The organism is Mesorhizobium sp. M2D.F.Ca.ET.226.01.1.1 (assembly GCF_004022705.2).
In the GTDB taxonomy this organism is placed as follows: Bacteria; Pseudomonadota; Alphaproteobacteria; order Rhizobiales; family Rhizobiaceae; genus Mesorhizobium.
Genome location: NZ_RZOY02000004.1, coordinates 277,925 through 291,138, shown reverse-complemented (window position 1 = coordinate 291,138; position 13,214 = coordinate 277,925). Strand labels below are relative to the sequence as shown.

General features: G+C 65.8%; 10 protein-coding genes. 3 read left to right on the top strand and 7 right to left on the bottom strand.

Features of this window, described 5'->3' with window-relative positions; genetic code table 11:
- Window positions 1-133: 133 nt before the first annotated feature.
- Window positions 134-961 (bottom strand): ferredoxin--NADP reductase, encoded by an 828-nt coding sequence (locus EN869_RS11605; protein WP_127226641.1) that lies wholly within the window; start codon window positions 959-961, stop codon window positions 134-136.
- Window positions 962-1,181: 220 nt separating this feature from the next.
- Between EN869_RS11605 and EN869_RS11600 the strand changes: the two genes are divergently transcribed.
- Together EN869_RS11600 and EN869_RS11595 are read left to right on the top strand one after the other, a co-directional pair.
- Window positions 1,182-3,254, top strand: a complete 2,073-nt coding sequence (locus EN869_RS11600; protein ID WP_127226642.1) for a hydantoinase/oxoprolinase family protein — start codon at window positions 1,182-1,184, stop codon at window positions 3,252-3,254.
- 1 nt (window position 3,255) lies between these two features.
- Window positions 3,256-4,980 (top strand): hydantoinase B/oxoprolinase family protein, encoded by a 1,725-nt coding sequence (locus EN869_RS11595; RefSeq protein ID WP_127226643.1) that lies wholly within the window; start codon window positions 3,256-3,258, stop codon window positions 4,978-4,980.
- 223 nt (window positions 4,981-5,203) lie between these two features.
- Here the strand turns inward: EN869_RS11595 and EN869_RS11590 are convergent, their stop codons facing one another.
- Genes EN869_RS11590 through EN869_RS11565 form a run of 6 tightly spaced genes read right to left on the bottom strand, consistent with a single transcriptional unit; the run spans window position 5,204 to window position 12,283 of the window.
- Window positions 5,204-5,665 (bottom strand): MarR family transcriptional regulator, encoded by a 462-nt coding sequence (locus EN869_RS11590; RefSeq protein WP_127226644.1) that lies wholly within the window; start codon window positions 5,663-5,665, stop codon window positions 5,204-5,206.
- Window positions 5,662-6,246, bottom strand: coding sequence for an amino acid synthesis family protein (locus EN869_RS11585; RefSeq protein WP_127226645.1), 585 nt, complete (start codon window positions 6,244-6,246; stop codon window positions 5,662-5,664). Before EN869_RS11585 ends, EN869_RS11590 begins: the two co-directional genes overlap by 4 nt.
- Window positions 6,239-7,123 carry a UPF0280 family protein gene (locus tag EN869_RS11580; RefSeq protein ID WP_127226646.1) on the bottom strand — a complete coding sequence of 295 codons (885 nt, stop codon included), beginning with the start codon at window positions 7,121-7,123 and terminating at the stop codon, window positions 6,239-6,241. The genes EN869_RS11585 and EN869_RS11580 overlap by 8 nt, the downstream gene beginning before the upstream one ends.
- The gene (locus tag EN869_RS11575; RefSeq protein WP_127226647.1) at window positions 7,123-8,664 is read right to left on the bottom strand and encodes a 6-hydroxynicotinate reductase; all 1,542 of its coding nucleotides are present in this window, start codon (window positions 8,662-8,664) and stop codon (window positions 7,123-7,125) included. Before EN869_RS11575 ends, EN869_RS11580 begins: the two co-directional genes overlap by 1 nt.
- The gene (locus tag EN869_RS11570) at window positions 8,661-11,429 is read right to left on the bottom strand and encodes a molybdopterin-dependent oxidoreductase (RefSeq protein ID WP_127226648.1); all 2,769 of its coding nucleotides are present in this window, start codon (window positions 11,427-11,429) and stop codon (window positions 8,661-8,663) included. The genes EN869_RS11575 and EN869_RS11570 overlap by 4 nt, the downstream gene beginning before the upstream one ends.
- Window positions 11,426-12,283 carry a xanthine dehydrogenase family protein subunit M gene (locus EN869_RS11565; RefSeq protein WP_127226649.1) on the bottom strand — a complete coding sequence of 286 codons (858 nt, stop codon included), beginning with the start codon at window positions 12,281-12,283 and terminating at the stop codon, window positions 11,426-11,428. The genes EN869_RS11570 and EN869_RS11565 overlap by 4 nt, the downstream gene beginning before the upstream one ends.
- Window positions 12,284-12,593: 310 nt before the next feature.
- On the opposite strand from EN869_RS11565, the gene pncA reads away from it, so the two are divergent.
- The gene (gene pncA / locus EN869_RS11560; RefSeq protein WP_127226650.1) at window positions 12,594-13,208 is read left to right on the top strand and encodes a bifunctional nicotinamidase/pyrazinamidase; all 615 of its coding nucleotides are present in this window, start codon (window positions 12,594-12,596) and stop codon (window positions 13,206-13,208) included.
- The last annotated feature ends 6 nt before the right edge of the window (window positions 13,209-13,214 follow it).

Sequence of the window (13,214 nt, the reverse complement as noted above, 5' to 3'; positions counted from 1 at the left end):
ACAGGCACAAAGATAGCCCGCGAAGCGATGCTTCACGAGTCCTTCAAAAGCGTCATAGCGGAAAAAGGCGGCAAAAGCAGCCGATTTTTGACCGTATGGTCAAAGCGCCGATGTTGGCGGACTGCGGCGCGCCTCAGCCGACGAAGGCGCGCTCGACGACGAAGCTGGCCGGATGGCTCAAGGAGCCTTCCCGGAAGCCGAGGCTTTCGGCGAGTTCCTTGACGTCTTTCAGCATGTGCATCGAGCCGCAGATCATGATGCGATCGGTCTCGGGGTTGAGCTTGTCGATGCCGACGTCGGAATAGAATTTTCCGGAGCCGATCAGCGCGGTGATGCGGCCCATGCGCGCCGATTCCTCGCGGGTGGTCGAATTGTAGAGCGTAACGCGGCCGCCGGTCAGCTCGCCGATCAGCGGGTCGTTCTCGAGTGCCGCCACCAGTTCCTGGCCGTAAGTCAACTCGGCATTGTCGCGGCAGGTGTGGGTGAGGATGACCTCGTCGAACTTCTCATAGGTGTCGGGGTCGCGCAGCAGGCTGGCGAAGGGCGCGATGCCGGTGCCGGTCGAGATCATGACCACGCGCTTGGCAGGCGTCAGCGCGTCGAGCACCAGCGTGCCGGTGGACTTCTGGCGCATGATGACGGTGTCGCCGACCTGGATTTTCTGCAGCTCCGAGGTCAGCGGGCCGTCCGGCACCTTGATCGAGAAGAATTCGAGCTCGTCGTCCCAGGCGGGGCTTGCGACCGAATAGGCGCGGAAGATCGGCTTTTCGGCATTGGGCAGGCCGATCATGACGAACTCGCCCGAGCGGAAACGCAGCGACTGCGGCCGGGTGATGCGGAAGGAGAACAGCCGGTCGGTGTAATGCTTTACCGACACCACGGTCTCGGCATAGACATTGGCCGGGATCGGGAACTGCAGCGGCTTCGAGCCGGCGATCTTCAACGCGGATGTCGTGTTCATCAAACCCAACTTTCCGGCCCAGACGGAACGCGCTGGCGCCAAACTTTCTCCTGCTCGCCCGAACGATCAAGTTCCGGCGCGCCTTCTGCACACTGCCAAGCGGTAAGCTCTTGTGTCCGGAATTTATTAGTATACAAATGATCTCGACGTCAAGATGGTGACGTAAAACGCCTTTCCAAACCGAGGCATATCCTTAGTTCGGGCATTTCGGGTTTCGACAATGGATGAGAAATTTTCCGCGTCGGCGGGAAGTGTTGTAGCCGGCATCGATGTGGGCGGAACCTTCACCGATCTGCTTTTGATCGACGGCAAGGCGGGCGGCAAGGTGCACATCGCCAAGACGCCGACCACGGTGGAAAATCAGGCGTTTGGCGTGGTTTCGGCGCTCGGCGCGACCGGCTTTCCGGTCGACGCCATCGACCTCATCGTGCATGGCACGACGACCACCACCAACGCCGTGCTGGAGCGGCGGTTGGCGCGGACCGGCATGATCACCACGCGCGGCTTTCGCGACGTGATCGAATTGGGAAGGCGTACGCGGCCCCAGCCCTATGGCATGACGGGGACTTTCGTGCCGGTCATTCCGCGCGACCTTCGGCTGGAAGTGTCGGAACGGGTTGAGGCCTCCGGCGCGGTGCGCATTCAACTCGACGAAGCCGAGATGCGCGACGCGGTGAAAAAGCTGCTCGACGCCGGCTGCGAGTCGCTGGTCATCCACTTCCTGCATTCCTACGCCAACCCGGCGCATGAGCAGCGCGGCGCCGAGATCGCGGCGGAGATCTGGCCGAACGGGCACATTACTACCGGGCATGCGCTGCTGTCGGAAGCGCGCGAGTTCGAGCGCGGCGTGACGGCGGCGGTCAACGCCTCGGTGCAGCCGATCCTGGAGCGCTATGTCGAGCGGCTGCGCAAGGAATTGGCGGCAAAAGGCTACGCCCGCGACTTCCTGATCATGAACGGCAATGGCGGCATGATCTCGGCCCGTTTCGTCACGCTGGAATCGGCCAAGACGGTGATGTCCGGCCCGGCTTCCGGCGTGATCGCGGCCGCTTACACGGGCAAGCGCGCCGGCTTCGGAAACCTCGTAACCTACGATATGGGCGGCACCTCCACTGACGTGGCATTGATCCGCAATGCCGAGCCCGCCGTGTCGAACGAGATCGAGATCGAATATGCGATGCCGATCCATGTGCCCATGGTGGCGGTGCATACGGTCGGCGCCGGCGGCGGCTCGATCGCACGAGTCGACGCGGCGGGGCTGATCCAGATCGGCCCGGAAAGCGCCGGCGCCAATCCCGGCCCGATCTGCTACGGGCGCGGCGGTGCGGAACCAACCATCACCGACGCCAATCTGGTGCTCGGGCGCCTGGCGCCGAAGAAGCTGCTCGCGGTCGACAATCCGGTCACCGTCGAGCGCGTGACTGGGATTTTCGAGGAGAAGATCGGCAAGCGCACCGGCCTTTCCGGCGTCGAGGCCGCGGGCGCCGTTCTGCGGCTCGGCAACATGAAGATGGCTGGCGCGATCCGCATGGTTTCGGTGTCGCGCGGCCATGATCCGCGCGATTTCGCGCTGTTCGCCTTTGGCGGCGCCGGGCCGCTGCATGCGACAGCGCTTGCCCGCGAGCTCGGCCTGCCGCGTGTTCTGGTGCCGGCGCGACCCGGGATCACCAATGCGCTGGGCTGCGTCGTCGCCGATATGCGGCATGACTTCGTCAACACAATCAACATACCGGTGGGCGCGCTCGATGAAGCTTCGCTTCGCGAGGTATTGGAACGGCACCGTAACGAAGGCGAGGCGCTGATTGCCAAGGAAGCGGTGAAACCGGACGCGATCCGCGTGACGCATTCGGCCGACATGCAGTTTGTCGGCCAGACGCATATCATCAACGTGCCGCTGCCGTCGTCCTCGGTTTCACGAGAAACGCTGCAGCAATTGTTCGAAAAGGCCTATTTCGCCCGCTTCAAAGTCGAGCTGCCGGAAATCCGCGCCAACCTCGTCAACCTCAACACGTCGGTCACCGGCGTGCGGCCGCAGATCGACCTGTCGCGGCTGATCGACCCTGCTGGCCGCGCGGCAACGCTCGAGGAGGCGCGGCGCGAGATCCGGCCGGTCTGGTATCACGGCACCTGGCATGACACACCGGTCTATGCGCGTGAAAGGCTGCCGCTCGACGCCGTGATCGAGGGTCCGGCGATCCTGGAACAAATGGATGCCACCACCGTGCTGGAGCCCGGCGACCATGCGCGCTCGGACGCGGACGGCAATATCATCATCGACATCGGCGAGGCTTGAGATGGCAAAGCTCGACACGATCACGCTTTCGGTGCTGCAGGCAGCGCTGCAGCAGGTCTGCGACGAGATGGACCTGACCTTCTCCCGCGCAGCCTTCTCGCCGGTCATCGCGGAAGCCAACGACCGCTCGGACGGCATCTACTCGGCCGTCGACGGCTCGCTGATCGCGCAGGGCAGCCAGGGCCTGCCGGTGTTCGTCGGCGTCATGCAATATTCGACCAGGACGGTCATCGAGATGATCGCCGACGGACGCTGCCTGGCTCCTGAGCCCGGCGACATCTATATCGTCAACGACCCCTATCTCGGCGGCACGCATCTGATGGATGTGCGTTTCGTCATGCCGGTCTATCGAAATGGGAAAATCTTTTGCTGGCTTTCCAACACTGGCCACTGGCCGGATATCGGCGGCTCGGTGCCGGGCGGTTTTTCCGCTTCGGCCACCGCCGTCGAGCAGGAAGGCCTGCGGCTGCCACCGGTGAAACTGTTCAAGAAGGGAGTGCTCGATCCGGAGATCTACGCCATCATCTGCTCGAACATCCGCGTCGCCGACCAGCGCATCGGCGACATCCGCGCGCAGGCCGCGGCGCTACTGATCGGCCAGGACAGGCTCAATGAAATCCTGGATCGTTACGGTGACCAAACCGTCGTCGAAGCGATCGCGGAACTGCGCCGCCGCGCCGCCGAGCAGATGCGCGCCTCGATCGGAGTGATCCCCGACGGGGTCTACCGCTCGCAGGCCTTCGTCGATTCCGACGGCGTGGTGAACGAGCCACTGACCATCAATCTCGCCGTCGAGAAAAAGGGCGATACGCTGACCTTCGACTTTGCCGGCTCGTCAAAGCCCTGCGCCGGGCCGATGAACAGCGTGCTGGCGACCACCTTGTCGTCCGTCTATCTCGCCATGCGTCACATCTTCCCGGAGGTGCCGATCAGCGCCGGCGCCTTCGAGCCGCTCAAGGTCAAGGGACCGGAGGGCACGTTCCTTGACGCCAAATACCCGCGCCCGGTCTCGGGTTGCGCTGCCGAGGTCTCGCAGCGCATCGCGGAAGCCGTGTTCGCGGCGATGGTGCAGGCGCTGCCCGAGAAGGTGACGGCCGCACCCGCCGGCTCCAGCGGCAATTTCGCGCTCGGCGGCAACGATCCGGCGCGCGGGCGCGACTATGTCATGTACCAGATCTCCGGCGGCGGCTATGGCGGCAATGCCAGCCATGACGGCTTGAGCAATGGCTGCTCGACCATCGGCATTTCGAAATCGCCGCCGGTCGAGATCATGGAGCAAGCCTTTCCGGTGCTCTACCGGCACTATGCGCTGCGTGAAGGCTCCGGCGGCGCGGGAAAACATCGCGGCGGCTTCGGGCTTGCCTATGAGGTCGAGATCCTGCGTGGCGAGGCGCGCGCGTCCTTTGTCATGGATCACGGCCGTTTCGGGCCGCAGGGCGCGCTCGGCGGCAAGGACGGCGCGCCGAACAGCGTGACCGTCTTCCGGGGCGGCGAAGCGCATGTGCCGCCGCATCTTTCCAAAGAGCAGGACATCGCGCTCAAGGCCGGCGACCGCGTGCGCGTCGGCACGCCGGGCGGCGGCGGCTATGGCGATCCCAGCCAGCGCGATCCGAAGCAGGTCGCCGAGGATGTCCGGCTCGGCTACTATACGGCCGAGCAGGCCAGGGAGATGTTTGGGGTTCCTTCGGCGAATGGCATCGGCGATCGACCGGGCCGCGACGCCTGAGAAGCAGGGATAGAGACGCCGGCGGGACGGCGCCCCCTCTGGCCTGCCGGCCATCTCCCCCACAAGGGGGGAGATCAGACGTCACGGCCGCCTTCGCCAATCACCAGCGTCGGAGAAAGATGCCAGCGCCGAAACCGCCAATCTCCCCCTCGTGGGGGAGATGTCCGGCAGGACAGAGGGGGGCGCGAAGGATCGCTTGAGCTGGCTATTGACCGAGGACGCTCTAAGCCAGCTTCGCCAGCAGCCGCAGGAAGGTCGCGGCTTCCTTGGTCGTCAGGGGCGCCAGCGTCTCCTCGGTGATGGCCCGCGCAAGCGGGATCAGCCGTTCGATCGCCTCGCGGCCTTCCGGCGTCAGATTGACCAGCAGCCGCCTCTTGTCCACCTCGTGCTTGGAGACCTCGACAAGGCCGCGCGCCTTCAGCCGGTCGATGACGCCCTTCACGGTGGCGGCGTCCATGGCGATCAGCGTGCCGAGCTGGTTCTGGGAGGTCTCGCCGATGTCGTAGAGCTTGGCCAAAGCGGCGAATTGCGGCGGCGTCAGGTCGGCGATGTGGGAAGCGAAGATCGAGACGTGGCGCTGATGCGCCTTGCGCAGGATGAAGCCGACCTGATCCTGCAGATGGTAGTTGTTCTCGTCGGCCTCCTCGGCCTCGACCAGCCGCAGCAGATTGTCCTCGCCGCTCATCTGAGGCCATCCCATGCCTTGATGTCCGCTGCCGCCAGGCCGCCCATGCGGTTATGAATGCGCGGGCCGCAGGTCATGGCGAGGCAGAACAGGATTTCGTCGGCACGCGGCCCGTCGCTGATGCCGACCTCCATGGCGTCGAAATGGCTGCGCACATAGGCGGCGTTGATGTGGCCGAGCGGCACGTCTAGCCTGGAACCGAAAGCGCCGACCTTCTTGGCCGACGGCACGATGGCCTTGGCGTCGCCGAGCCGCTCGCGCATGGCATAGCCACCGGGCACATGCCACAGGGCGCCGTGCTCCAGCTCGCCAGCGGAGCCGACTATGGCGCCCTTGCCGTAGCCGTCGATCTTCTTCACGTCGCCGCCGAGCGCCGCGATCAGCCTGTCGGAGAGCAGGAGACCCAGCGGCTTCAAATCCTCCATCGCGCCCTGCAAATCCTCGACATAGCGGCCGGCAAAGGGGTTCTTGACCACGGCGAGCGCGGCGGCGCGCAGGCGCGGCTCTTTCGCCACGGGACCGCCGTCGTGAAAAATCTCTTCAGTCAGGACCGCGACCTTGCGGATCGGAAAGTCAGGCATGGGCAAAGTCCTCCAGGGGATGCTTATTGGGCGCGGCGAGCGCCACGGAACCACTGATGCGGGCTTCGCCCGCCAGAAACAGCGCCGAGGCGGCAATCAGGCCGCGCCGGCGAAAATCTTCGGCGACCGCGAGGCCCTTGTCCAGCGCCCGGGCAACCTCGCCCGGCGAAAGCGTGCCGACGCTCTGCGTCACCAGTTGCTCTCCGAGATCGCTGTCGGGCGCCAGGTCGCGCGCCGGAGCGCGCTCGATGGCAGGGTGACCGGGCAGGTCGACCGCGTTGGCAATCAGCGTTGCCGCCGCATCGGCCTCGGCGCCGGTCGGCGCGAGAACGGTGACGGCATCGGCGATGCCCAGCGAAAACGACCGGCCGCGCCAGCCGCTGGTGGCAACACCGCGCACGCCATCCTCGGCGCGGATGCCGACGCGATCGGCCATGCCATTGCCGGTGCCGGCAATCGCCACCGTCATCGACTGGTCCCCGTCGAGATAGAGGGCGCAATCGCCGCCATTGTTGACGTAGGCGCGGTCGAGCCGGCGGCCGGAGAGCATCGCGGCAAGAATTTCGTCGGCTACCGAACCGGCGACGGCGGCCATCGGCGTGATGAAGCACTCCGCCAGCGGCATGACGGCTGCTTCCATGCGGCGCGCCGTCGGGCCGGCGAAATCGCGCGGCGCCAGGAAGAAGGCGGGCAGGCGCAACTCGGGCAACTCCTTGACCAGCTCGATCAGGATCGTCTGGAAGCGCGTGACCGCCTGCCCGTAGGCGGCGCGACGCTCGTCGTCAGAGCCAAAGGCTTCGACGATGAGGTCGATCGGCCCGTGGTTGAGATGGAGCCGCCTGCCGTCGGCAAGCCAATGCGCCTGTGGGCCGTTCATCACCCGGCCCCGTTCGCCGCCGCACGCCGCAACTGCGCCAGCGGCGGCCAGGGGTTGTTGACCGGCGCGCCGGTGCCGCGGCGCGCGTTGAGATACTCGCCGCCCTTGGCGAGGATGTCCGCGACGCTGCGGATCTCGTTTTCATAGCCGCCCAGCCGGACATAGTCGTCGCGGCGCATGGTGAATTCGATCGGCGCGACCAGCGCCGGCGTCGGCACATAGCCGAAGGCGCCTTCCGGCACGCGGGTCACGTCGACCATCAGCGTGATGCCGCCGCCCGGCCAGACATAGACCGGCGCGCCTCCCACCGTCACGTAGGTTTTCAGGCCCTGCACCGAGCGGGTGAGATTGACGGGGTTTTCGGTAACGCCGGCGCGCAGTGAACCGCCGGCGCCGCCGATGAACAGAACCGTGCAGAGCGCCGGCTCGCAATTGTCCTCGATCAGGCCGACGGACTTTTGAAGCCGCTCGGGAAATGGCTTCTGGACCGGCTTCAGCTCGTCGTCGAGCTCGTAATAAGCGAACTGCTCGCCGGTGGTCGAAACCATCAGCAGCGACAGGCCGGGACGCGCCCCCTTCTTGGCGTTCCAGTCACCGAGGATCGACAGCGGGTCTGAGATCGTGGTGCCGCCCCAGCCGAGGCCGGGCTCCGACACCTTGAAGTAGCGGCCCGGCGTCGAGCGGCGGCCGATGATCTTTATGCCGGTGTCTTCCCAGCCCAGCACCTTGCCGGCCTGGTGCTCGGAGACGACGCCGGTGATGTGATCATCGACCACCACCACCTCGTCGACGAGACCGCGCCATTGCGTCGCGAACATGCCGATGGTGGCCGAGCCGCAGCCGACGCGCATGCGATGCTCGACCTTGCCGTCGATAACCGGCGGTTTGCCGGCTTCGACGATGACCGTCGCGCCGCCGTCGATGGCGAGCTCGACCGGCTTGCGATTGCACAGATTGAGCAGCGCGTCGCAAGTGGCGCGGCCTTCCTGCTTGGAGCCGCCGGTCAGGTGATGGACGCCGCCGAGCGACAGCATCTGCGAGCCATATTCGCCGGTCGTCACATGGCCGATCGCCTCGCCTTGCGAGCGCACGGTCGCCGTCTCGTCGCCGATATGGCGATCGGTGTCGATCTTCACCTTGACGCCGCAGTAGGAGAAGATGCCCTCGGTGACGACGGTGACGAGATCGACACCCTCGACCTCCTGGCTGACAATGAAGGGCGCCGGCTTGTAATCCGGATACGTCGTGCCGGCGCCGATCGCCGTCACGAAGCGGCGGCCGGTGTTGACCAGCTCGCCATTCCAGGCTTCGCCCTCGGCGACGAAAGGCACCACCGCGCCTCCGGTCTCGGCCGCGTGGTCGAGGATGGTCAGCGGGTCCATGCGCACGATGCGGCCGCCGACATTGCCGTAGCGGTCGCAGGCGCCGGTGCGGCCGTCGGCGATGTAGCACATGACCGGACAGGCATCGCAGCGGATCTTTTCCGCCACCTGCTTCTCGCCGGGATCATGGGTTTCGAAACGTTCGGCAAGCTCGCTCATCGGCGCGCCTCCTTTTCACGGATCGCCGCCAGGATGCGGCTCGGCGTCGCCGGCACCTTGGTGACAAGGACGCCAGTGGCGTGGCGTATGGCGTTGAGGATCGCCGGCGCCGTCGGGATCAGCACATGCTCGCCCAGGCCCTTGGCGCCGAAGGGTCCTTCCGGATCCGGAACCTCGACCAGAATATGCTCGACCGGCGGCACATCGCCGATGGTCGGGATGAGATAGTCGTGCAGGTTCTCGGTGCGGCCGGGGATGTATTCCTCCATCAGCGCCATGCCGATGCCCTGCGCGATGCCACCCTCGATCTGGCCTTCGACCAGCACCGGGTTGATCGCTTTGCCGACATCATGCGCGGCAGTGATCTTGATCAGCTTCACGGTGCCAAGCTTGAGATCGACTTCGAGCTCGGCGATCTGCGCGCCGTAGCCATAGACGGCGTAGGGCTTGCCCTGGCCCTTGGCGTCGAGCGGCAGCGTCGGCGGGTCGTAGGTTTCCACGGCGACGAAGACCAGGCCGTCGGCATCGGCCTTCAGCTCGGACAGATCGATGCGCCGCGCCGCGTCACCTTCGCGGATGGATAGGTTCGCACCGTCGAGCACGATCGTCGCTTGATCGGAGACGTTGGCAAAGCGCAGGATTTTCTCGCGCAAAGCCCGGCCAGCCTTTTCCGCAGCCTTGCCCGTTACAAAAGTCTGGCGCGAGGCGGATGTTTTGCCGGCGTCGGGTGTGATGGCGGTGTCGGCGCTCTTCAGCCGGAATCTGTCCAGCGGCAAGCCGAGCGCGTCGGCGCAGATTTGGGTGATGACCGTGTTGGAGCCCTGGCCGATATCGACCGCGCCCTGATGCAGGATCACGTCGCCCGAGGCCGAGATGCCGACCTTAATGGTGGAGGGATTGGGCAGCGAGGTGTTGCCGCAGCCATACCAGCAGGAGGCAACGCCGACGCCGCGCCTGCTAGCCGTGTTGGTGGCGTTAAAAACTTCCGCGTCGGCCAGTGCGCGCGCCCAGTGCGGCTGAAGCTGCTCCAGGCATTCGCCGATGCCGACGCCCGATTCCAGGCGCTGGCCGGTGACCGTTTCGCAGCCGTCGCGCAGGCAGTTCTTCAGGCGGAAATCCAGACGGTCCATACCGAGCTTGCCGGCGAGCTCGTCATAGAGCGTCTCCTGCATGATCGTCGCCTGCGGCACGCCGAAGCCGCGGAAGGCGCCGGCGATCGGGCCGTTGGTGTGAATGGCGTAGCCGATCGCGCGGTAGTTCGGCGTGGCATAGGGGCCGGAGGCGTGCACCGGTACGCGATTGGCCACCGTCGGCCCCCAGCTGGCATAGGCGCCGGTGTTGAAGTCGCCCTCGAAGACCATGCCGGTGATGCGGCCTTCGGCATCGGTGCCGATGGTCGCCTTCATCTCGGCCGGATGGCGCTTGGTGGTCGACATCATCGATTCATTGCGGGTGTAGGCGAGCGCTGCCGGGCGGCCCGTCTTCATCGCCACAAGGCCAATGAGCGGCTGCAGTGAGACATCAAGCTTCGAGCCGAAGCCGCCGCCCGTGGCCGTCGGCACGATGCGGACTTTCTCGACAGGAAGGCCGAGCACCTTGGCCGTATCGTCGCGGTCCATATAGGGCGCCTGGGTGCAGGCAACGACGACCAGCGTGTCGCCGTCCATATAGGCGTAGCCGGCTTCCGGCTCGATATAGGCATGCTCGACAAAGGAGGTTTCGATGGAACCGGACGCTGTGACGGCTGCGCGGGCAAGCGCGCCCTCGGGATCGCCGCGCTCGACATAGCCGGAGGTGAGCAGGTTGGCCGGGCGATGGCTGTGGATCAGCGCGGCACCTTCAGCCTTCGCCTCGCCCGGCTGCAACACATGCGGCAACTCGGTCCAGGTGATCGGAAAATCCGTCAGGTCGAGATCGAGGATCGCCTCGCGCTCCCCCGCCACAAGCGCCACCGCCTCGCCGCGCAGACGGACAAAGCCTTCAGCCAAAGCCGGCTGGTCGGCAAACGGGCCGATGACGCCGAAGCAGTTCTTGCCGGGAATGTCCCTGGCGGTGAAAACACCGACAATTCCGGGGTGCGCGCTTGTCCAGGCGTCGAGATCGCCGAAGTTGAAGCCGGCATGATAATACGGCGAGCGGACCACCAGCACCGCCAGCGCGTCGGCCGGAAAGGAATCGCCGCCAAACTTTTCGGTGCCATTGACCTTCGGCAGGCCGTCGAGGCGGATCGGCGAGGCGCCGACAGCGTGGCCCACTTCCGGCAGGCGAAGGTCAATGCCGTTCATGTGCCGCGAGGCCTGCATCACTGCCGCGACGATTTTCCTGTAGCCGGTGCAGCGGCAGAGCACGCCGCCCAGTGCGTCCTGCGTCTCGGCCTCGCTTGGTGTCGGGTTGCGCTCCAGAAGCGCGGTGGCCGCGACCAGCAGGCCGGGCGTGCAGATGCCGCATTGCGCGGCGCCATGTTCGAGGAACGAGGCTTGGAGGGCCGAAAGCCTGCCGCTGGCAAGGCCTTCGACGGTGGTGACGGAAGCGCCGGTGACGGATGCCGCCGGCACCAGGCAGGCGCAGACCGGATCGCCGTCGACCAACACCGTGCAGGCGCCACAATCGCCGGCGTCGCAGCCGACCTTGGTGCCGGTCAGCCGCAACTCGTCGCGCAACACCTGCGACAGCCGCCGCACCGGCGGCACCGAGACTCGGACGGCGGCACCGTTGACCTCGAAGGCAATGTCGGCGCGTTCCATGCCGGACTGGGCCATGCTCATGCCGCCACCTTGCCTTCGTCCAGGCCGACTGCGGCACGCACCGCGCGCACTACGATCTCGCGCGCTGCATGCCCTCGGTATTCGGCGCTGCCGCGCACATCGGCAATCGGCGACAGCTCATCGATCGGCGCAGCCAGAACCGCATCGGCAAGCGCCGCGCTGACCGGCTGGCCGCGCAGAGCCGCCTCAACGCCGGTAAGGCGGCGGGCGACGGCGGAGCACGCGCCGACAGCAATCGCCGCATCGGCGACCACCCCGTCCTCGATCACGAGCCGCGCCGCCGCCATGGCGATCGAGATGACGAGGTAGCGTCGCGCGCCAAGCTTGACGAAGGCCGACGTGCCAGTCGCGGAACGCTTCGGCACGCGGATGGCGGTGACCAACTCGCCTGGCTCCAGCGCCGTGCGTCGATTGCCGAGGATGAACGCGCCGAGCGGTGGATAGCGAACGGCTTTCACCGACCGCAACTCGACATCGGCGTCGAGCGCCAGCAACGCCGGCACGCCATCGGCCGCGGGTGAGGCGTTGCAGAGGTTGCCGGCGACCGAGGCGACGTTCTGGATCTGGACCGAGCCAACCTCGCGCGCGGCCGCTTTCAGCGCGTCGAAGGCCGCCGGTAGTTTTTGGTGGACAATGTCAGTCCAGGTGGTGCGGGCGCCGATGCGCCAGTATTCGTCCGTCTCTTCGATGCCGCGCAGCGCCGCGAGACCATTGATGTCGAGGATGTTGTCGCGAAAAGGTTTCGCGCCCTGCGCCGGATAGAAATCCGTGCCGCCGGCGAGAATGCGCCAGCGGTCCTCGCCAAGCAGAGCGAGCGCCTCGTCGACCATGGTGGGTTTCGCGTAACGGATCACGCTCTGCCTTCCAGAACCTTCCCAGAAACGGACCATTCCCACTTGGCCCTCCCAAAGCACTTGGCTTTGGGCTTTCTGCCGGTTTCACACCGGTCAAATTCATTCGTATGCAAATGATATCAGGCGGGCTGGAATTGTCAAAGCAAGAGTTCGTGCCGTTGCGGCGGCGCGCCGGCCTGAACGCATTTGTTATAGCCTTGGAGGTTGACGACGCCGGCCATCTGGTCAAGGTTCCGTGTCCGGTCGCGTCAGCGGCCTTTGGACTGGAGCCTCAAGCCGATACGAGGGGCTCCAAACGAGAGGGGACCGCATGGCCGAAGAAGCGCTCATCGTCATCGACCTGCAGAACGACTTTTGCCCCGGCGGCGCGCTGGCGGTGGCCGGCGGCGACGAGATCGTGCCGTTGGTCAACGACCTGATCCGGCGGACCGACCATGTGATCCTGACGCAGGACTGGCACCCGGCCGGACATTCGAGCTTCGCCTCCAGCCTTCCGGGCAAACAGGCCTTCGAAACCATAGAGATGCCCTATGGGCCGCAGACCTTGTGGCCGGATCATTGCATCCAGGGCAGCCTCGGTTCCGATTTCCATTCCGGGCTCGCCTGGACCAAGGCGGAGCTGGTGATCCGCAAGGGATTCCGCGCAGCGATCGACTCCTATTCGGCCTTCTTCGAGAACGACCACACGACGCCGACCGGCCTTGGTGGCTACCTGAAGGAACGCGGCATCGACACGATCACGCTGGTCGGGCTTGCCACCGATTTCTGCGTGGCCTTCTCGGCGCTCGACGCGGCGAAGCAGGATTTCAAAACGACGGTGCGGCTCGACGCCTGCCGCGGCATCGACCTCAACGGCTCGGTCGAGGCGATGCTGAAGCGCATGCGCGAAGCCGGCGTGACGCTCGAAGACCATTCGGCGGATTAACGCCAC